The following is a 20,047-nucleotide window of genomic DNA, read 5'->3' on the forward strand; positions in this document are numbered from 1 at the left end:
CTTCTGCGCTAGGCTGGAGCCTTGGTCGGGCCGTGACCTGCCATTCGATGGGCGACCCGCTGTCGGCGTCGCCCATGTCACACATTCGCCCTTCAACTCCCTGAACGATAAGGAAACTCCCATGGCGCAAGTCACCCTCAAAGGCAACCCGGTTCCGGTCGATGGCCAGCTGCCACAGGCCGGCCAGCAGGCGCCGGCCTTCAGTCTGGTCGGCAAGGACCTCGGCGACGTCACCCTGGCCAGCCTGGCCGGCAAGCGCAAGGTGCTGAACATTTTCCCCAGCGTTGATACCCCGACCTGCGCCACCTCGGTGCGCAAGTTCAACGCCGAGGCCGCGCAGTTGCCCAACACCGTGGTGCTGTGCATTTCCGCCGACCTGCCGTTCGCCCAGGCGCGCTTCTGCGGCGCAGAAGGCCTGAACGACGTGATGAACCTGTCCACCATGCGTGGCGCGAACTTCCTTAAGGACTACGGCGTGGCCATCGCCGCTGGCCCGCTGGCCGGCGTTGCTGCCCGTGCGGTGGTGGTGCTGGACGAGAACGACAAGGTGCTGCACAGCGAACTGGTCGGCGAGATCGCCGACGAGCCGAACTACGCAGCGGCGCTGGCGGCGCTCAAGTAAGGCTGCCAAAGGCGCAAGACGGCCTGCTCTGCAGGCCGTTTTTATTCGCACCTCAAATAGTTAGTAACGTAAGTCCTGGGTAAAAAGCGGGTAAATGGGCTTTGCTTGGCGGTTGTCAGTGCTTATGGTGCCGACTCCCACAAGAAGTGATCCGTTTCCCCGCCATGTCCAACGCCTCTGCGACCTCCGCCACTACCTCCCGCCAATGGCTGATCGGCCTGACTCTGCTGGCCGTGCTGTTTCTGCTGCTCTGGTGGTTCTGGCCGAGCAAGCCGCAATCCCAGCCCACGGGGCGCGGTCGCTTCGGCGACATGGGCCCGGTACCGGTGCGCCTGGCCGAGGTGGAGCAGGGCAATTTCGCCATCGAACTCAAGGCGCTCGGCACGGTGACCGCCTACAACACCGTCAACGTGCGCTCGCGAGTGGAGGGCGAATTGGTCAAGGTGCTGTTCGAGGAAGGCCAGCAGGTCAAGGCCGGCGACCTGCTCGCGGTGATCGACCCGCGCCCCTATCAGGTGGCGCTGCAGCAGGCGCAGGGCGCATTGCAGGAGAACCAGGCGCTGCTGAAGAACGCCGAGCTGGACCTGCAGCGCTACAAGGGGCTGTTCGCCGAAGACAGCATCGCCAAGCAGACCCTGGATACCCAGCAGGCGCTGGTCAACCAGTACCGCGGCAGCCTGCAGAGCAATCAGGCGGATGTCGCCACCGCCAAGCTCAATCTGGATTTCACCCAGATTCGTGCGCCGATCTCCGGTCGTCTCGGTCTGCGGCAGCTGGATGTCGGCAACCTGGTCAGCGGCGGCGATACCACGCCGCTGGTGGTGATCACCCAGACCGACCCGATTGCGGTGATCTTCACCATCCCCGAGGGCGATCTGCCGGCGGTGCTGCAAAGACGCCGCGACGGCGTGACCCTGGCCGTCGAAGCCTGGGACCGCGGCGAGCGGTTGAAGCTGGCCGAGGGCGTGCTGCAGAGCCTGGACAATCAGATCGATACCGCCACCGGCACGGTCAAGCTCAAGGCGCGTTTCGACAATGCCGAGCAGATGCTGTTTCCCAACCAGTTCGTCAATGTGCGCCTGCGCGTGGAAACCCGCGAAGCGGCCACCATCATTCCGTCGGCTGCCGTGCAGTTCGGCACCCGTGGCACCTTCGTCTACGTCGTCGACAGCGATAGCAAGGTGAGCATCCGCCAGGTCACCATCGCGGCCAGCGACGCCGAGCGCAGCCTGGTGGCCGGCGGCGTGCAGCCTGGCGAACGGCTGGTGCTGGAGGGCACCGACCGCCTGCGCGACGGCAGCGAGGTGGAAGTGGTCGACCCGGACCTGGTGCAGAGCCCCGACGGCGCGGCCAATGAGCCGGACGCCCTCCAGGGCAAGCGCGACGGCGCAGCACGGAACGACGCATGAACATCTCCCGCCCCTTCATCCTGCGGCCGGTCGCCACCACGCTGCTGATGGTGGCGATCTTCTTGAGCGGCCTGATCGCCTACCGCCTGTTGCCGGTCTCGGCATTGCCGGAGGTGGATTATCCGACCATCCGCGTACTGACCCTGTACCCGGGCGCCAGCCCGGACGTGATGACCAGTGCGGTGACCGCGCCGCTGGAGCGCCAGTTCGGGCAGATGGCCGGGCTCAAGCAGATGTCCTCGACCAGCTCCGGCGGCGCCTCGGTGATCACCCTGCGCTTCAATCTGGAGGTGCCGCTGGCGGTGGCCGAGCAGGAGGTGCAGGCGGCGATCAATGCGGCGAGCAACCTGCTGCCGGGCGATCTGCCGGCGCCGCCGGTGTACAACAAGGTCAACCCGGCCGATACGCCGGTGCTGACCCTGGCGGTGACGTCCAGCGCCATGCCGCTGCCGCAGGTCAACGACCTGGTGGACACCCGCCTGGCGCAGAAACTGGCGCAGACCAGCGGTGTCGGCCTGGTCACTCTGGCCGGCGGCCAGCGCCCGGCAGTGCGCATCCGCGTCAACCCCGAGGCGCTGGCCTCCTACGGCCTGAGCCTGGCCGACGTGCGCAGTCTGATCACCGCCAGCAACGTCAATCAGCCCAAGGGCAATTTCGACGGGCCGACCCGGGTCTCGCAGCTCGACGCCAATGACCAGCTGAAAACCGTGGACGAGTACCGCGAGCTGATCCTCAGCTACCAGAACGGCGCCGCGCTGCGCCTGAAGGATGTCGCCGAGATCATCGACGGTGCCGAGAACGAACGTCTGGCCGCCTGGGCCGATCGCAACCAGGCGGTGCTGGTCAACGTGCAGCGCCAGCCCGGGGCCAACGTCATCGAGGTGGTCGACCGCATCCAGACCCTGCTGCCGCACCTTACCGAAGGCCTGCCGGCCAGCGTCGAGGTCAAGGTGCTCACCGACCGTACCCAGACCATCCGCGCCGCGGTGCGCGACGTGCAGCACGAGCTGCTGCTGGCCATCGCCCTGGTGGTGATGGTGACCTTCCTGTTCCTGCGCAAGCTGTCGGCGACCGTCATTCCGTCCATCGTCGTGCCGCTGTCGCTGATCGGCACCTTCGGCGTGATGTACCTGGCCGGCTTCACCATCAACAACCTGACGCTGATGGCGCTGACCATCGCCACCGGTTTCGTGGTGGACGACGCCATCGTCATGCTGGAGAACATCGCCCGCCATCTGGAGGAGGGCGAGACGCCACTGGAGGCCGCGCTCAAGGGCGCGCGGCAGATCGGCTTCACCCTGGTCTCGCTGACCCTGTCGCTGATCGCCGTGCTGATCCCGCTGCTGTTCATGGCCGATGTGGTCGGGCGGCTGTTCCGCGAGTTCGCCATCACCCTGGCGGTGGCCATCCTGATTTCCCTGGTGGTGTCGCTGACCCTTACGCCGATGATGTGCGCGCGCCTGCTCAAGGCGGAAAAGCCCGAAGAGGAGGGGCGCTTCTACCGCGCCGCCGGAGGCTTCATCGACGCCATGATCGAGCGCTACGGCGTGTGGCTGCAGTGGGTGCTCAGGCACCAGCCGCTGACCCTGCTGGTGGCCGTGGCCACCCTGGGCCTGACCGTGCTGTTGTACCTGGCGGTACCCAAGGGCTTCTTCCCGGTACAGGACACCGGGGTGATCCAGGGCATTTCCGAGGCGCCGCAGTCGATTTCCTTCAGCGCCATGAGCGAGCGCCAGCAGCGCCTGGCCGACGTCATCCTGCGCGATCCGGCGGTGGCCAGCCTGTCCTCGTCCATCGGTGTGGACGGCGACAACCCCACGCTCAACAGCGGCCGCCTGCTGATCAACCTCAAACCCCATGGCGAGCGCGACGTCACCGCCAGCCAGGTGATCGAGCGGCTGCGCCCCGAGCTGGCGAAGATTCCCGGGATCGAGCTGTTCATGCAGCCGGTGCAGGACCTGACCATCGAGGATCGCATCAGCCGCACCCAGTTCCAGTTCACCCTGGAATCGCCCGACAGCCAGCTGCTGGAAACCTGGACGCCGCGCCTGGTCGAGGCGCTGCGCGAGCAGCCGCAGCTCACCGATGTCGCCAGCGATCTGCAGAACCGCGGCTTGCAGGTGTACCTGGATATCGACCGCGACGCCGCCGCGCGTCTGGGCATCAATGTCGGCGATATCGACGATGCGCTCTACGACGCCTTCGGCCAGCGCCAGATCAGCACCATCTATACCCAGTCCAGCCAGTACCGGGTGGTGCTGGAGAGCCGCGACGGCGGCCGCATCGGTCTGGCCGCGCTGCGTCAGATCCACGTCGCCACCGGCGATGGCCAGCAGGTACCGCTGTCCTCCCTGGCACGGATCGAAGAGCGCCCGGCCAGCCTGCTGGTCAACCATATCGGCCAGTTCCCGGCGGTGACCCTGTCGTTCAACCTGGCGCCGGGCGTGTCGCTGGGCGAGGCGGTGGCAGTGATCGAGCAGGTGGAGCGGGAGATCGGCCTGCCCGGCGCGATCAACACCCAGTTCCAGGGCGCGGCCGAGGCCTTCCGCGCCTCGCTGAGCTCCACGCTGCTGCTGATCCTGGCGGCCATCATCACCATGTACATCGTGCTCGGCGTGCTCTACGAGAGCTATATCCACCCGATCACCATTCTCTCGACCCTGCCCTCGGCCGGTGTCGGCGCCTTGCTGGCGCTGCTGCTGACCGGCAACGACCTGGGCCTGATCGCCATCATCGGCATCATCCTGCTGATCGGCATCGTCAAGAAGAACGCGATCATGATGATCGACTTCGCCCTGGAGGCCGAACGCAACCAGGGCATGGCGCCCGAGGCGGCGATCTACCAGGCGGCGCTGCTGCGTTTCCGTCCGATCTTGATGACCACCCTGGCCGCGCTGTTCGGCGCCATCCCGCTGATGCTGGCTTCGGGCTCCGGCGCCGAGCTGCGCCAGCCGCTGGGCCTGGTGATGGTCGGCGGCCTGCTGGTCAGCCAGGTGCTGACGCTGTTCACCACGCCGGTGATCTACCTGTACTTCGATCGTCTGTCGCGTCGCGTCAGCGGGCGCAGTGCGGCGGGGCTGGCCATATGAGCGGCGCAGCGCTTTCGCTCCCCTCTCCCTTCGGGAGAGGGGCTGGGGGTGAGGGTATGAAGGTTGCCCGAACTTCAATCGGGGCGCCGTCGCGACCCTCATCCGGCGCTGCGCGCCACCTTCTCCCGGAGGGAGAAGGACGGTGAACCTCTCCGCCCCCTTTATCCGCCGTCCGGTGGCGACCCTGCTGCTGAGCCTGGCGATCATGCTGCTCGGCGGCGTCAGCTTCGGCCTGTTGCCGGTGGCGCCGTTGCCGCAGATGGATTTTCCCACCATCACCGTGCAGGCCAGCCTGCCGGGGGCCAGCCCGCAGATCATGGCGGCCACCGTGGCCACGCCGCTGGAGCGTTCGCTCGGCACCATCGCCGGCATCAGCCAGATGAACAGCCGCAGCAGCCAGGGCAGCACGCGGATCATGATCCAGTTCGACCTGGACAAGGACATTAACACCGCCGCGCGCGAGGTGCAGGCGGCGATCAACGCCGCCCGCGAGCTGCTGCCCAGCGGCATGCGCACCATGCCCAGCTACCGCAAGATCAATCCGTCGCAGGCGCCGATCATGGTCATCTCGCTGACCAGCGACACCCTGAGCAAGGGCCAGCTGTACGACGTGGCCTCGACCATCCTGGCGCAGAAGCTGGCGCAGGTCGGCGGTGTCGGCGAGGTGCAGGTCGGCGGCAGCTCCCTGCCGGCGGTGCGCGTGTCGCTGGAGCCGCGCCTGCTCGACCAGTACGGCATCGCCCTGGACGAAGTGCGCCAGACCATCGCGGCGAGCAACGCCCTGCGGCCCAAGGGCGCGGTGGAGGACGAGCAGCGCCGCTGGCAGGTGCAGGCCAGCGACCAACTGGCCAAGGCCGCCGACTACCTGCCGATGATCATCCGCTACCAGGACGGCGCCGCGGTGCGCCTGGGCGACGTGGCCACCGTCACCGACGGCGTCGAGGACCGCTACAACAGCGGCTTCTTCAACGACCGCGAGGCCGTGCTGCTGGTGATCAACCGGCAGAGCGGGGCGAACATTCTGCAGACCATCGCCGACATACGTGCCGAGCTGCCGGCGCTGCGCGAAGTGATCCCGGCCAGCGTCGACCTGGAAGTGGCCATGGACCGTTCGCCGGTGATCCGCGCCACCCTGCACGAAGCCGAGCGCACCCTGCTGATCGCCGTGGGCCTGGTGATCCTGGTGGTGCTGGCCTTCCTCGGGCGCTGGCGCGCGGCGCTGATTCCGGCGCTGGCGGTGCCGGTGTCGTTGATCGGCAGCTTCGCCGCCATGTACCTGCTGGGATTCTCGCTGAACAACCTGTCGCTGATGGCGCTGATCATCGCCACCGGCCTGGTGGTGGACGATGCCATCGTGGTGCTGGAAAACATCGCCCGCCACATCCACAACGGCGAGAAGCCCATGGCGGCCGCCTTCAAGGGCTCGCGCGAAGTGGGCTTCACCCTGCTGTCGATGAACCTGTCGCTGGTCGCGGTGTTCATCTCCATCCTGTTCATGGGCGGCATCGTCGAGCGGTTGTTTCGCGAGTTCTCCATCACCCTGGCGGTGGCCGTGGTGATCTCCCTGGTGGTGTCACTGACCTTGACGCCGATGCTCTGCGCACGCTGGCTCAAGGCCGAGACCGAGCAGCCGCAGGGCCGCCTGCAGCAGTGGGGCGAGCGCCTGCAGAACCGCGTGCTGGCCTTCTACGGGCGCAGCCTGGACTGGGCGTTGCGTCACTCGCTGCTGATGCTGCTGAGCCTGCTGGCGACCATTGCGCTGAACGTCTACCTGTTCGTCAGCATTCCCAAGACCTTCATGCCGCAGCAGGATACCGGCCAACTGATCGGCTTCATTCGCGGCGACAACGGCCTGTCGTTCCAGGTCATGCAGCCGAAGATGGAGATCTTCCGCAAGGCGGTGCTGGCCGATCCGGCAGTGGACAGCGTGGCGGGATTCATCGGTGGCGCCGGCGGTATCAACAACGCCTTTATGATCGTGCGTCTTAAGCCGATCAGCGAGCGCAACGTTTCCTCGCAGCAGGTGATCAATCGTCTGCGCGCCAGCGTGCCGAAGGTGCCGGGCGGGCGCATGTTCCTCATGCCGGATCAGGATCTGCAGATCGGCGGCCGCGAGGGCCGCAGCTCGGAGAACGAGTACATGCTGCTCTCCGACGACCTCGACGCCCTGCGCCAGTGGCTGCCGAAGGTGCGCGAAGCCCTGCGCGCCTTGCCCGAACTGACCGATATCGACGCCCGCGAGAACAGCGGTGCGCAGCAGATCCGCCTGGTGGTGGACCGCGAGGCCGCGCAGCGCCTGGGCGTGGAGATGAGCATGATCACCGCGGTGCTCAACAACGCCTTCAGTCAGCGTCAGGTGTCGACCATCTACCAGGCCCTGAACCAGTACAGCGTGGTGATGGAAATCAACCCGCGCTATGCCCAGCACCCCGAGGCGCTGGACCAGATCCAGCTGATCACCACCGATGGGGCGCGCGTGCCGCTGTCCACCTTCGCCCGCTGGGAACGCGGCCTGGAGGAGGACAGGGTCAACCACCAGGGTCAGTTCGCCGCCGAGAACATCGGCTTCGCCCTGGCCGAGGGCGTAAGCCTGGATCAGGCCAGCAGGGCGATAGAAGACGCGGTGGCGCGCCTCGGTCTGCCCACCGAGGTGCAGGGCACCCTGGGCGGCACCGGCGCGGCCTTCCAGCAGACCCAGGGCAACCAGCCGCTGATGATCCTGCTGGCGCTGGTGGTGGTGTACATCGTGCTCGGCGTGCTCTACGAGAGCTACGTGCATCCGCTGACCATCCTCTCCACGCTGCCCTCGGCCGGCGTCGGCGCCTTGCTCGCGCTGCAGCTGGTGGGCATGGAGTTCAGCCTGATTTCGCTCCTGGGCCTGTTCCTGCTGATCGGCATCGTCAAGAAGAACGCCATCCTCATGGTCGACCTGGCGCTGCAACTGGAACGCGGCGAGCATCTCAGCCCGCAGGAATCCATCCGCCGCGCCTGCCTGCTGCGCTTTCGGCCGATCCTGATGACCACCCTGGCGGCCATTCTCGGCGCGCTGCCGCTGGTGCTGGGCAGTGCCGAAGGCTCGGAAATGCGCCAGCCGCTGGGCATCACCATTGTCGGTGGCCTGGTACTCAGCCAGTTGCTGACGCTCTACACCACGCCGGTGATCTACCTCTACTTCGACCGCCTGCGCCACCGCGTCAACCGCTGGCGCGGCGTGCGCACCGATGCTTCGTTGGAAACCCCGCTATGAACATCCCAGAAGCGAGCGCTGCTCGCGAAGCCTTCAATTCCGCTCCGTTCGCCAGCAGAGCCCGCTGCTACGGTCTGTTCGTGCTGCTGGGGATGCTCGGCGGCTGCATGCTCGGCCCCGACTATCAGCGCCCCGAGCTGGCAGCGCCGATGCAGTTCAAACAGGTCGCGGGCTGGAAGGCCGCTACCCCAGGCGACGCCCTGGAGCGCGGCGCCTGGTGGGAGCTGTACGGCGACGCCGAACTCAACGCCCTGGTCGAGCGCCTGCACCTGTCCAACCAGAACCTGGCCGCGGCCGAGGCGCAGTACCGCCAGGCCCGTGCGCTGGTGCGTGGCGCGCGGGCGCGCTTCTATCCGACCCTGTCCGGCAGCGCCGGGGTGACTCGGGCCGGGCAGGGGGGCGGTGACAGCACCATCCGTACCGCCGATGGCGTCACCGTCAGCGGCTCCGGTGCGTCGAGCATTTCCAAGAGTTATGACCTCAGCCTCAACGCCGCCTGGGAGCTGGATGTCTGGGGCAAGCTGCGCCGCGGCCTGGAGGCCAGCCGTGCCGAGTTCGAGGCCAGTGCCGCCGACCTGGCCGCGGCGCGCCTGAGCCTGCAGAGCGAGCTGGTGCAGAACTACCTGCAGTTGCGCGTGCTGGATGAGCAGAAGCGCCTGCTCGATGCCACGGTCGCCGCCTATGCGCGCTCGTTGCGCCTGACCGAAAACCAGTACAGGGCCGGCATCGTGCCCAAATCCGACGTGACCCAGGCCACCACCCAGCTGCGCAGCACCCAGGCGCAGGCGGTCGATCTCGAGTGGCAGCGCGCCCAGCTGGAACATGCCATCGCCGTGCTGGTGGGCGTCAGCCCGGCCGAACTGTCCATCGCCGAGCGCGAAAGCGTGCCGCAGCTGCCGCCGATTCCGCTGGCATTGCCTTCGCAGATGCTCGAGCGGCGTCCCGACATCGCCGCGGCCGAACGACGGGTGATGGCGGCCAACGCACAGATCGGCGTGGCCGAGGCGGCCTGGTTTCCCGACCTGACCATTTCGGCCAGCGGCGGCTACCGCGGCAGCAGCTTCGCCGACTGGATCGAAGTGCCCAACCGCTTCTGGTCGCTCGGCCCGCAACTGGCGCTGACCCTGTTCGACGGCGGCGCCCGCCGCGCCGAGCTGGAACGCAGCGAGGCCGCCTACGACCAGACCGTGGCGCAGTACCGCCAGGCGGTGCTGGACGGGTTTCGCGAGGTGGAAGACTATCTGGTGCAACTGCGCGTGCTGGAGCAGGAGAGCGGCATCCAGCAGCAGGCACTGGACGCCGCGCGCGAATCGCTGCGCCTGATCGAGAACCAGTACCGCGCCGGCACCCTGGACTACAACAGCGTGGTCAATGTGCAGGCCACCGCGCTGAACAACGAACGTAGCAACCTCACGTTGCTGGGCAGCCGGCTGACCGCGAGCGTGCAACTGATTGCCGCTCTCGGCGGTGGCTGGCAGAGCGAGCAGTTGCGCGAAACCGACGAGCGGACGAGCAAAGCACAATGACCCAGTAGTCAACTGGGGTATCGGGTTCATCCCTGGTCGGGCTTTGCGCTAAGATTCGCGCTCTTGTCGATGATGCTTGCAACTGGCCATCAGGGATACGGAGCACACCGCGCTCCGCGGTCGGCGCAAACCTGTAGAGTGTTCGAATGCTGATCGGTAGTTACGACTATTCCCTGGTGCTGTTGTCGCTGTGCGTGGCGATTCTCGCCTCCTACACCGCGCTCGATCTGGCTGGCCGCATCGCCAGTGCCCGAGGTGTTGCCCGCTCGCTCTGGATAGTCGGCGGCGCGCTGGCCATGGGCATTGGCATCTGGTCCATGCATTTCGTCGGCATGCTCGCCTTCAGTCTGCCCATCCCGCTGGGTTACGACCTGACCATCACCCTGTTGTCGCTGGGCATCGCCATACTCGCCTCGGGCTTTGCCCTGTGGCTGGTCAGCCAGCCCGAGCTGCCGGCCTGGCAGCTGGGCCTCGGCGCGCTGGCCATGGGCACGGGCATCGCGGCCATGCACTACATCGGCATGGCGGCGCTGCGCATGCAGCCGGGGATCGACTACGACCCGCTGTTGTTCGGCCTGTCGCTGCTGATCGCCGTGGTCGCCTCGGGCGCGGCGCTATGGATCGCCTTCCGCCTGCGTCGCGACACCCCCTACGTGCGCGTGGCGCGGGCGGGGGCGGCGGTGATCATGGGCGTGGCCATCGTCGGCATGCACTTCACCGGTATGGCGGCGGCGAACTTCGCCGAGGGCAGCTACTGCGCTGCAGCCGGCAGCGGGCTGGGCAGCGGCTGGCTGGCCAGCCTGGTGGTGGTGGTGACCCTGGCGGTGCTGGCCATCGCCTTGCTCACCTCGATTCTCGATGCCCGCCTGGAGGCACGTACGGCGCTGCTCAGCCAGTCGCTGGCCAGGGCTAACGCGGAGCTCACCGAGCTGGCCCTGCACGACGGCCTGACCAAGCTGCCCAACCGCCTGCTGCTGGAAGACCGCATCGGCCAGAGTATTCTCAAGGTGCAGCGCAACGGCGGCCATTTCGCCCTGCTGTTCATGGACCTGGACGGCTTCAAACCGGTCAACGACGCCTTCGGCCACCACATCGGCGACCAGTTGCTGGTGGCCGTGGCCCAGCGCCTGCGCGCCAATCTGCGAGCACAGGACAGCCTGGCACGCATCGGCGGCGACGAGTTCGTGCTGCTCGCCGAACTGCGCCAGGCCGACGATGCCGCCAGCGTGGCGGGGCAGGTGGTCAGCCTGCTGAGCCAGCCGTTCCGGGTGGACGAGCACGAGCTGCGCGTCTCCACCAGCGTCGGCATCGCGGTGTACCCGGGGGACGGCAGCAATCAACAGGAACTGCTGATCAATGCCGACGCCGCGATGTACCACGCCAAGGGGCTGGGCAAGAACGGCTATAGCTTCTTCGAACGCTCGATGAACACCAATGCGCGCCAGCAACTGCAGCTGCTGCACGATCTGCGGGCGGCGCTGGAGCGCGGCGAGTTCCTGCTGTACTACCAGCCCAAGTTCGCCACCGGCAGCGAGCGCATGATCGGCGCCGAGGCGCTGCTGCGTTGGCAGCATCCGCAGCAGGGCTTGCTGACGCCGGATCGTTTCATCGGCCTGGCAGAAAAGACCGGGCTGATCATCGCCATCGGCGACTGGGTGCTGAACGAGGCCTGCCGGCAGATGCGCCTGTGGTACGAGCAGGGGCGCCGCGACTGGCGCGTAGCGGTGAACCTGTCGGCGCTGCAGTTCTGTCATGGTGAGCTGGTCGAAAGCGTGCGGCGGACCCTGGACCGGCATGGGCTGCCGGCCAACTGCCTGACCCTGGAGATTACCGAAAGCACGGCGATGCACGATGTGAACGCCAGTCTGGCGATTCTCGAACAGCTGGCCGGTATGGGCGTGGACATCGCCATCGACGATTTCGGCACCGGTTACTCCAGCCTGCTCTACCTCAAGCGGCTACCGGCCAACGAGCTGAAGATCGACCGCGGTTTCGTGCGCGACCTGGAGCACGATGGCGACGACGCCGCCATCGTTTCGGCCATCGTCGCACTGGGGCAGGCACTGGACCTGCGCATCGTCGCCGAAGGGGTGGAGACCCGTCAGCAGCAGGCGTTTCTCACCGAGCTGGGCTGCGATTCCCTGCAGGGCTACCTGCTTGGCCAGCCTCTGCCGCCGGAGCATCTGTCGGCGGCATGAGGGTGGCGGTTTTTCGCCATCAGTTGCGCTGCTTGCGGTTCACCGTCTGCGCCGCCTTGATCACATCGCTGCCGATCACCGTCTCGAACTGCTGCCACACCGGGCGCATGGCTTCGCGCCAGGCTTCGCGCTCTTCGGGGCTGAGGGTGATGACCTGGCTGCGGCCGGAACTGACGATGCGCTGGCGGTCGGTCTGGTTGGCGGCCTCGGCCTGCTTGTTCACCGCGTAGGTGACTTCGTCGATGATGCCTTCCAGTTCCATGCGGATCTGATGCGGAATGCCGTACCAGAAGCGCGAGTTGCTCACCAGCATGTAGTCCAGCACGCCGTGGTTGGTTTCGCTGATGAACGGCTGTACCTCATGCAGCTTCTGGCTGTAGATGTTCGACCAGGGGTTCTCCGCGCCCTGCACCTGACCGCTTTGCAGCGCCTTGAAGACCTCCGCGAAGGGCAGTTTCTGCGCATTTGCGCCCAGTTGGCGGAATTGCGCCTCGAGCACCGCCGAGGGCTGGATGCGGAAGCTCAGACCATTGGCATCGCCGGGCATGTTCAGCGCACGGGTGGCCGAGAGTTGCTTCATGCCGTTGTGCCAGTAGGCCAGGCCGACGATGTTGTGGTCTTCCATCGAGCGCAGCAGCTGACGGCCCTTGGCGCGCTTCTGGAAGCGGTTGACGGCCTCCAGGTCGTCGAACAGGAAGGGCAGGTCGAACACCTGCAGCTGCTTGGTGTACTGCTCGAACTTGGCCAGCGAAGGTGCCAGCAGTTGTACGTCGTTGTTGCGCAGGGCCTCCAGTTCGTTGGCATCGCCATACAGCGTGGAGTTGGGGTAGACCTCCACCCGGACCTTGCCGGCCAGGCGTTCCTCGACCAGTTGCTTGAACAGCAACGCACCCTGACCCTTCGGCGTACCGTCGGCAACCACATGGGAGAACTTGATCAGGATAGGTTCGTCGGCCAGCGCCGTGGCGGCGCTGAGAGAGGCTAACGCCAGGGCGCAGGCGGCCAGGGCGCGTAGGGTATTGAACATACTGCTTCCTTTTCTTCTTATCGGTTGCGGAGCCTTGACGGCTGCTTGAGTGTTGGTCGCTTCGGTGCTGGGGTAACAGGCTTTTTCCAGCGAAGCTGGCTGCTTGCATGGCAAGCCTTATGCCAGTGTGGCGAAATTTCGCCAGCCTGCTGGGCGTGCGAAAAGCACTGTGACCTGGCGCACAGCGCGTGGCGGGTTTCCGCCATGTGCGCGATGGCGGAAAGCGGAAACTTGCCGGTGTGGTCGAGAAGCCGGATGCGCCTGCTATCCTGCCGCTCGCCATTGAATTGGAGGAACGATGCGATGAGTTGGTCTGCCCAGCAGTACTCCCTGTTCGAACGCCAGCGTACCCGCCCGGTATACGACCTGCTGGCGGCGGTGCCGCGCGAAGGCATCGAACTGGCCATTGACCTGGGTTGCGGCCCCGGCAACTCCACCGCAGTGCTGCAGGCGCATGCGCCGGGGGCGCGGCTGATCGGCATCGACAACAGCGAAGACATGCTGCGCGCCGCCCGCGAGCGCCTGCCACAGGTCAGCTTCCAGTTGGCGGATATCCAGCACTGGCAGGCCGAGGTAGCGCCGCAGCTGATCCTGGCCAACGCCTCGCTGCAGTGGCTGCCGGACCATGCCCAGCTCTATCCGGCGCTGCTGAGACAGCTGGCGCCGGGTGGCTGGCTGGCGATCCAGACCCCGGACAACCTGCAGGAGCCGGCCCATCGCCTGGCCCGCGAGGTGGCCGCCGTGGGGCCATGGGCGGCGCGCATCGGCGACGTGCGCCATGCCGAGCGGCACAGCGCACAGACCTATTACGACATCCTCGGCGCCCATGCCAGCGAACTGGATATCTGGCGCACCACCTACTTCCACGTACTGGACAATGCCGCTGCGGTGGTGGAGTGGTTCAAGTCGACGGCGCTGCTGCCGTTCCTGCAGCCGCTGGATGCCGCAGAGCAGGCAGCCTTCCTCGAGCGTTACCAGGCGGCGATTGCCGAGGCCTATCCGGCGCAGGCCGATGGCCGGGTGCTGCTGCCGTTTCCGCGTCTGTTCCTGGTGGCTCGGCGCTAGCCCGGATGCCATCCGGGAAGGGATCGACGCCAGTTCCCCGGATTGCATCCGGGCTACGCGACCTAAGCCTCAGCCGATGAAACAAGCCCCGCATTTCGCGGGGCTTGTCGGTCACTGCGCCAGGGCGACCAGCCCTGCGTTATGCACCAGCTCCAGCAGTGGTTGCGGATACACGCCGAGGAAGAAGGCGAGCAGAGCCACCACCAGCAGCATGATGCCGCCAGCACGCTGGCCCCAGTCGAAGGGGGCGTCGTGGCGGCGCAGATTGGGCTCGCGCATGAACAGCGTGACCATCACCCGCAGGTAATAGAACACGCCGATGGCGCTGCCCAGCACCATGGCACCCAGCAGCCACCACAGCTGCGCCTCGACCCCGGCGGCGATCACGTAGAACTTGCCGATGAAGCCGGCCGTCAGCGGTATGCCGGCCAGCGACAGCATCATCACCGTGAGCACGGCGGTCAGGTACGGACGGCGCCAGAACAGGCCGCGGTACTCGTACAGCGCATCGGCATCGCGACCGCTGTAGGGCGTGGACATCAGGGTGATCACGCCGAACGCGCCGAGGCTGGTCAGCACGTAGGTGGCCAGGTACACGCCGATGGCTTCCACGGCCAGGCCCTGACTGGCGATCAACGCCACCAGCAGGTAACCGAAGTGGGCGATGGAGGAATAACCCAGCAGGCGCTTGAGGTTGTTCTGCAGCAGCGCCAGCAGGTTGCCGAACAGGATCGAGGCGATGGCGATCAGCGTCAGCAGCTCGTTCAGCCAGCCGCCGGCGGTGGCCGGAGAGATCTGATACAGGCGCAGCAGCACGGCGAATACCGCCACCTTGCTGGCCGTGGCGAGGAAGGCTGCCACCGGCGCCGGCGCGCCTTCGTAGACGTCCGGCGTCCACAGGTGGAAGGGCACCAGCGACAGCTTGAAGGCCAGGCCGATCAGCATCATGCCGATGCCCAGTTCCACCAGCAGGCTGCTGCCCTGCGCCAGGCTGGCGCCGATGGCGCGGAAACCCATGTCGCCGGCCTCGGCATAGAGCAGCGCCATGCCGAACAGGAGGAAGGCCGAACCCGCGGCCGACAGCACCATGTACTTGATGCCGGCCTCCAGCGAACGCTTGTTGAAGAAGGCGTAGGCGATCATGCCGTAGGTCGGCACCGACAGCAGCTCCAGGCCAATGAACAGACCCACCAGGTGCTGCGCGCTGGCCAGCACCAGGCCGCCGGCGGCCGACAGCAGGATCAGCAGATACAGCTCCTCGCGGTTGCCCGGATAGCCCTTGCCGGACTGACCGCCCAGATAGGCGTGGGTCAGCGTCACGCAGGCCAGGCTGGCGGCGAGCACCAGGGCCATGTAGTAGCCGGCGAAGCGGTCGATCTGCAACAGCGCGGTAACCTCCAGGGGCGCCACGCCCATGGCCGGCAGCAGCGACAGCAGTGCGAGGTTGAGACCGAGCACGGTCAGCACGAAGGTCAGGGCATGGTTGCGCCTGGCGGCGATGGCCAGCATCACCACGATCGCGCTCGTGCAGGTGACCAGCAGCGGCAACAGGGCGATCAGGTGTTGGGCGGTGAATTCCACAGCGTGATGCTCCATAAGCTAGCGGGCCGAAGCGAGTTGATTGAGAGCGTCTGCCATCCACTGCTGCACGCCATGCATGCTGGCGGCTGAGGTGTCGAGCACCGGCTGCGGGTAGACGCCAAGCAGGATCAGCAGGACCGCGAGGCCGAGCACCATGCTCAGCTCGCGCGGCTTGAGCCCGGGCAGCGGCGCATCCTGCTGCACCGGGCCGAAATAGGCGCGGTGGATCATCGCCAGGGCGTACACCGAGCCCAGCACCAGGCCGGTGGCGGCGATCACCACGACCCAGGGCGCGCCGTGGAAGCTGCCGATCAGGATGAGGAACTCGCCGACGAAGTTGCCGGTGCCCGGCAGGCCCAGCGCGGCGGCGGCGAAGAACAGACTGATGGCCGGCAGCCACGGCATGCGCGCCCAGATCCCGCCCATCTGGCGCAGGTCACGGGTGTGCAGGCGCTCGTAGAGCTGGCCGCAGAGGATGAACAGCGCGGCGGCGGACAGGCCGTGGGCGACCATCTGCACCACCGCACCCTGCAGGGCGATCTGGCTGCCGGAGTAGATGGCGATCAGCACGAAGCCCATGTGCGACACGCTGGAGTAGGCCACCAGGCGCTTGATGTCGGTCTGCGCGAAGGACAATAAGGCGCCATAGAGGATGGCGAACACGCCCAGCCACTGGGCGATGGGCGCGAACTCCGCCGAGGCGTTGGGGAACAGCGGCAGGGCGAAACGCAGCAGGCCGTAGGCGGCGGTCTTCAGCAGGATGCCGGCCAGGTCCACCGAGCCGGCGGTGGGCGCCTGGGCGTGGGCGTCCGGCAGCCAGGAGTGCACCGGCACCACCGGGAACTTCACCGCGAAGGCGATGAAGAAGCCGAGCATCAGCAGGTATTCGGTGCCCGGCGCCAGCTCGGTCTGCAGCAGGTCGGCGTAGTTGAAGGTCAGCACGCCGGTCTGGTTGAAGTGCACGAGCACCAGGGCGAGGATCGCCACCAGCATGATCAGGCCGCTGGCCTGGGTGAAGATGAAGAACTTGGTGGCGGCGGTGATGCGGGTGCGCCCGTCGCTGCCGCTATGACCCCAGAGCGCGATGAGGAAGTACATCGGCACCAGCATCATTTCCCAGAAGAAGAAGAACAGGAACAGGTCGACGGCGAGGAACACGCCGACCACGCCGCCAAGAATCCACATCAGGTTGAGGTGGAAGAAGCCGACGCGGTGCTGGATCTCGTTCCACGAACACAGCACCGAGAGCACGCCGAGCAGGCCGGTGAGTACCACCATCAGCACCGACAGGCCGTCCATGGCCAGATGGATGGTGATGCCCAGGCGCGGAATCCAGTCGATGACGAACTCGTGGGCCCAGCGCGGGCCGCCGTCCGGCGCCGGCGCCAGGGTGAAGTCGCCGCTGGCCCACAGCCACAGGCCGAGGCCGAGCAGCAGGCCCATGGTGATCAGCGCGAGCCAGCGCGGCAGGACGTGGCCGAAACGCTCGCCTTGCCAGCACAGCAGACCGCCGATGAAGGGGATCAGGATTAGCCAGGGGAGAATCATCAGGCTGTTTTCCTTAACTCAGAAAGAGGATGACGGCGATGACCAGGACGGCACCGCCAGCGACCGAGGCGGCGTACCAGCGCACCTGGCCGGTCTGACTGCTGGCCAGCAGGGCGTTGCCGCCGCGGGCCAGCAGCGGAATCACGCGGATGCCGCGGTCGATGGGGTCGCGCTGCAGCAGGCGGCAGAGCAGCAGGTAGGGGCGTACGAACAGCTTGTCGTAGAGCCAGTCGAAACCCCAGGCGGCGAACCATAGCGCGCTCAGCAGGCGACCCGGCGCACTCTGCGCGACGGCCGATGCAACGCGGCGCTGGCCGAGGAAGAGCAGGGCGGCGAGGACGATGCCGCTTACCGCGATCAGGCCGGAGAGCAGTTCCAGACTGTGTTTGGCTTCGCCGCCGGCATGGCCTGCGCTCTGCGGCAGCACGCCGGCCAGCGGCGGGGTGATCCAGGCGCCGATGAAGGTGGACAGCACGATCAGCACCAGCAGCGGCAGGTTGTGGGCGAGGCCATGGCCGGCATGCGCTTCGGTCTTCTGCTCGCCATGGAAGGCGATGAAGATCAGGCGGAAGGTGTAGATCGAGGTCAGGAAGGCACCGGCCAGCCCCGCGTAGAGCAGGTCGCGGTGGCCACTGGCGAAGGCTTCCCAGAGAATCTCGTCCTTGGAGTAGAAACCGGCGGTGAGCAGCGGCAGGGCAGCCAGGGCCGCACCGCCGACGACGAAGCTGGCGTAGGCCAGCGGCAGCTTCTTCCACAGCCCGCCCATCCTGAAGATGTTCTGCTCGTGGTGGCAGGCGTGGATCACTGCACCGGAGGCGAGGAACAGCAGGGCCTTGAAGAAGGCGTGGGTCATCAGATGGAAGATCGCCGCATCCCAGGCGCCGACGCCCAGGGCCAGGAACATGTAGCCGATCTGGCTCATGGTCGAGTAGGCGAGGATGCGCTTGATGTCGGTCTGCACCAGGGCGGCGAAGCCGGCCAGCACCAGGGTCACGCCGCCGACGATGCCGACCAGCTCGAGAATCTCGGGGGTCAGCAGGAACAGGCCGTGGGTACGGGCGATCAGGTACACGCCGGCAGTGACCATGGTCGCCGCGTGGATCAGCGCCGAGACCGGGGTCGGGCCGGCCATGGCGTCGGCCAGCCAGGTCTGCAGCGGCAACTGGGCGGACTTGCCCACTGCGCCGCCCAGCAGCATCAGGGTGGCCAGCCACAGCCAGGCGTCGCCGGCCGCGTACTGCTGCGGCGCCAGCGTCATCAGCTCCTGGATGTTCAGGGTGCCGAGGTTGAGGAACAGCAGGAACAGGCCGATCATCAGGAACACGTCGCCCACGCGGGTGACGATGAAGGCCTTGAGCGCCGCGTTACCGTTGGGTACGTGCTTGTAGTAAAAGCCGATCAGGAGGTACGAGCACAGGCCCACGCCTTCCCAGCCGAAGAACAGCACCAGCAGGTTGTCGCCGAGTACCAGCAGCAACATGCTGAATATGAACAGGTTGGTGTAGGCGAAGAAGCGCGAATAGCCTTCCTCGCCGCGCATGTACCAGCTGGCGAACAGGTGGATCAGAAAACCCACGCCGGTGACCACGCCCAGCATGGTCAGCGACAGACCGTCGAGATACAGGGTGAAGCTCGGCGCCAGGCTTTCGACGCTCATCCACTGCCACAGGGTCAGGCTGTAGGCGCCGCCGGCCGGCGGGTTGCCGAGGAAGTCGGCAGTCACCCAGGCAGCGCTGGCCGCCGCCAGGCCGATGGAGCCGACGCCGATCAGCGCGCTGGTGTTTTCCGTCAGGCGTCCGCGCGAGAAGGCCAGCAGCAGCCAGCCAAGCAGCGGGAAGAACAGGGTCAGGGCTAGAAGGTTCATCCGCGCATCTCGCTGGCAGCGTCGATATCCAGGGTGTTGAAGCGGCGATACAGCTGCAGCAGGATCGCCAGGCCGATGCTGGCCTCGGCGGCGGCCAGGGTGATCACCATGATGAACATCACCTGGCCGTCAGGCTGGCCCCAGCGGGCGCCGGCGACGACGAAGGCCAGCGCGGCGGCGTTCATCATCACTTCCAGGCTCATCAGAATGAACAGGATGTTGCGCCGCACCATCAGGCCGACCAGGCCGATGCAGAACAGCGCCGCGGCCAGTGCCAGGCCGTGCTCCATGGGAATGCCGGTCATGCGTTGGGCTCCTTGGCATCGTGACGGCCGAGATGGAAGGCGGCGACCAGCGCGGCGAGCAGCAGCATGGCGGCCAGCTCCACCGCCAGCAGGTAGGGGCCGAACAGGCTGATGCCGACCGCCTTGGCTTCGACGCTGGCATGGCCGATGGTCGCATCGCCGGGTTGTGCCAGCAGCACGTAGAGCAGCTGCCCCAGCAGCAGGGCGCTGAGCAGCGCCGGGCTGATCCAGATGCCGGGGGCAAGCCACTTGCGCTCCTGATCCACGGCGGCCGGGCCGAGGTTGAGCATCATCACCACGAAGACGAACAGCACCATGATGGCGCCCGCGTAGACGATGATTTCCAGTGCGCCGGCGAAGGGCGCACCAAGGGCGAAGAACACCATCGACACTGCCAGCAGCGAGACGATCAGGTACAGCAGGGCATGCACCGGGTTGGTGTTGGTGACCACCCCCACCGTGGCTGCCACCGCCACGCCGGCGGCGAAGTAAAACGCGAATTCCATCAGAAGCTCCTCATGGCGCCCCTTTCCCGTGTACGGGAAAGGAGCTGGGGGAGAGGGTAA

At 66.6% G+C, this 20,047-nt stretch carries 13 protein-coding genes; 7 read left to right on the forward strand and 6 right to left on the reverse strand.

What is annotated here, in order from left to right; translation table 11 throughout:
- Positions 1–121: 121 nt before the first annotated feature.
- From tpx to L1F06_RS10620, 6 genes are all read left to right on the forward strand, one after another.
- Positions 122–622: a thiol peroxidase gene (tpx, locus tag L1F06_RS10595; RefSeq protein ID WP_003240712.1), complete on the forward strand. Its 501-nt coding sequence runs from the start codon at positions 122–124 to the stop codon at positions 620–622.
- A 164-nt stretch (positions 623–786) separates the two neighbouring features.
- Complete coding sequence (locus L1F06_RS10600; protein WP_129483608.1) at positions 787–2,031, forward strand: MdtA/MuxA family multidrug efflux RND transporter periplasmic adaptor subunit; 1,245 nt, start codon at positions 787–789, stop codon at positions 2,029–2,031.
- The gene (locus L1F06_RS10605) at positions 2,028–5,120 is read left to right on the forward strand and encodes an MdtB/MuxB family multidrug efflux RND transporter permease subunit (RefSeq protein WP_129483607.1); all 3,093 of its coding nucleotides are present in this window, start codon (positions 2,028–2,030) and stop codon (positions 5,118–5,120) included. The genes L1F06_RS10600 and L1F06_RS10605 overlap by 4 nt, the downstream gene beginning before the upstream one ends.
- A gap of 142 nt (positions 5,121–5,262) precedes the next feature.
- Positions 5,263–8,367 (forward strand): multidrug efflux RND transporter permease subunit, encoded by a 3,105-nt coding sequence (locus L1F06_RS10610; RefSeq protein ID WP_129483606.1) that lies wholly within the window; start codon positions 5,263–5,265, stop codon positions 8,365–8,367.
- Positions 8,364–9,893: an efflux transporter outer membrane subunit gene (locus L1F06_RS10615; RefSeq protein WP_129483605.1), complete on the forward strand. Its 1,530-nt coding sequence runs from the start codon at positions 8,364–8,366 to the stop codon at positions 9,891–9,893. The genes L1F06_RS10610 and L1F06_RS10615 overlap by 4 nt, the downstream gene beginning before the upstream one ends.
- A gap of 146 nt (positions 9,894–10,039) precedes the next feature.
- On the forward strand, positions 10,040–12,091 hold the full coding sequence (locus L1F06_RS10620) for a putative bifunctional diguanylate cyclase/phosphodiesterase (protein WP_129483604.1): 2,052 nt from the start codon (positions 10,040–10,042) through the stop codon (positions 12,089–12,091).
- Positions 12,092–12,110: 19 nt separating this feature from the next.
- Here L1F06_RS10620 and L1F06_RS10625 read toward each other — a convergent pair whose 3' ends face one another.
- Entirely contained in the window at positions 12,111–13,118 is a 1,008-nt protein-coding gene (locus L1F06_RS10625) for a TRAP transporter substrate-binding protein (protein ID WP_003240705.1), read from the reverse strand.
- A 303-nt stretch (positions 13,119–13,421) separates the two neighbouring features.
- Here L1F06_RS10625 and tam point away from each other — a divergent pair, with 303 nt between their 5' ends.
- Positions 13,422–14,183, forward strand: a complete 762-nt coding sequence (gene tam, locus L1F06_RS10630; protein ID WP_129483603.1) for a trans-aconitate 2-methyltransferase — start codon at positions 13,422–13,424, stop codon at positions 14,181–14,183.
- A gap of 111 nt (positions 14,184–14,294) precedes the next feature.
- Here tam and nuoN read toward each other — a convergent pair whose 3' ends face one another.
- From nuoN to nuoJ, 5 genes are read right to left on the reverse strand one after another with little or no spacing between them, the layout of a single operon-like run.
- Positions 14,295–15,764, reverse strand: a complete 1,470-nt coding sequence (gene nuoN / locus L1F06_RS10635) for an NADH-quinone oxidoreductase subunit NuoN (protein WP_003240701.1) — start codon at positions 15,762–15,764, stop codon at positions 14,295–14,297.
- A gap of 18 nt (positions 15,765–15,782) precedes the next feature.
- Positions 15,783–17,312, reverse strand: a complete 1,530-nt coding sequence (gene nuoM, locus L1F06_RS10640) for an NADH-quinone oxidoreductase subunit M (protein ID WP_129483602.1) — start codon at positions 17,310–17,312, stop codon at positions 15,783–15,785.
- A 13-nt stretch (positions 17,313–17,325) separates the two neighbouring features.
- Complete coding sequence (gene nuoL, locus L1F06_RS10645; protein ID WP_129483601.1) at positions 17,326–19,176, reverse strand: NADH-quinone oxidoreductase subunit L; 1,851 nt, start codon at positions 19,174–19,176, stop codon at positions 17,326–17,328.
- On the reverse strand, positions 19,173–19,481 hold the full coding sequence (nuoK, locus tag L1F06_RS10650) for an NADH-quinone oxidoreductase subunit NuoK (RefSeq protein WP_003240696.1): 309 nt from the start codon (positions 19,479–19,481) through the stop codon (positions 19,173–19,175). The genes nuoL and nuoK overlap by 4 nt, the downstream gene beginning before the upstream one ends.
- Positions 19,478–19,987 carry an NADH-quinone oxidoreductase subunit J gene (nuoJ, locus tag L1F06_RS10655; protein ID WP_129483600.1) on the reverse strand — a complete coding sequence of 170 codons (510 nt, stop codon included), beginning with the start codon at positions 19,985–19,987 and terminating at the stop codon, positions 19,478–19,480. The genes nuoK and nuoJ overlap by 4 nt, the downstream gene beginning before the upstream one ends.
- Positions 19,988–20,047 lie beyond the last annotated feature (60 nt).

The sequence above is a fragment of the Pseudomonas hydrolytica genome, from assembly GCF_021495345.1.
GTDB classification, from domain to species: Bacteria; Pseudomonadota; Gammaproteobacteria; order Pseudomonadales; family Pseudomonadaceae; genus Aquipseudomonas; species Aquipseudomonas hydrolytica.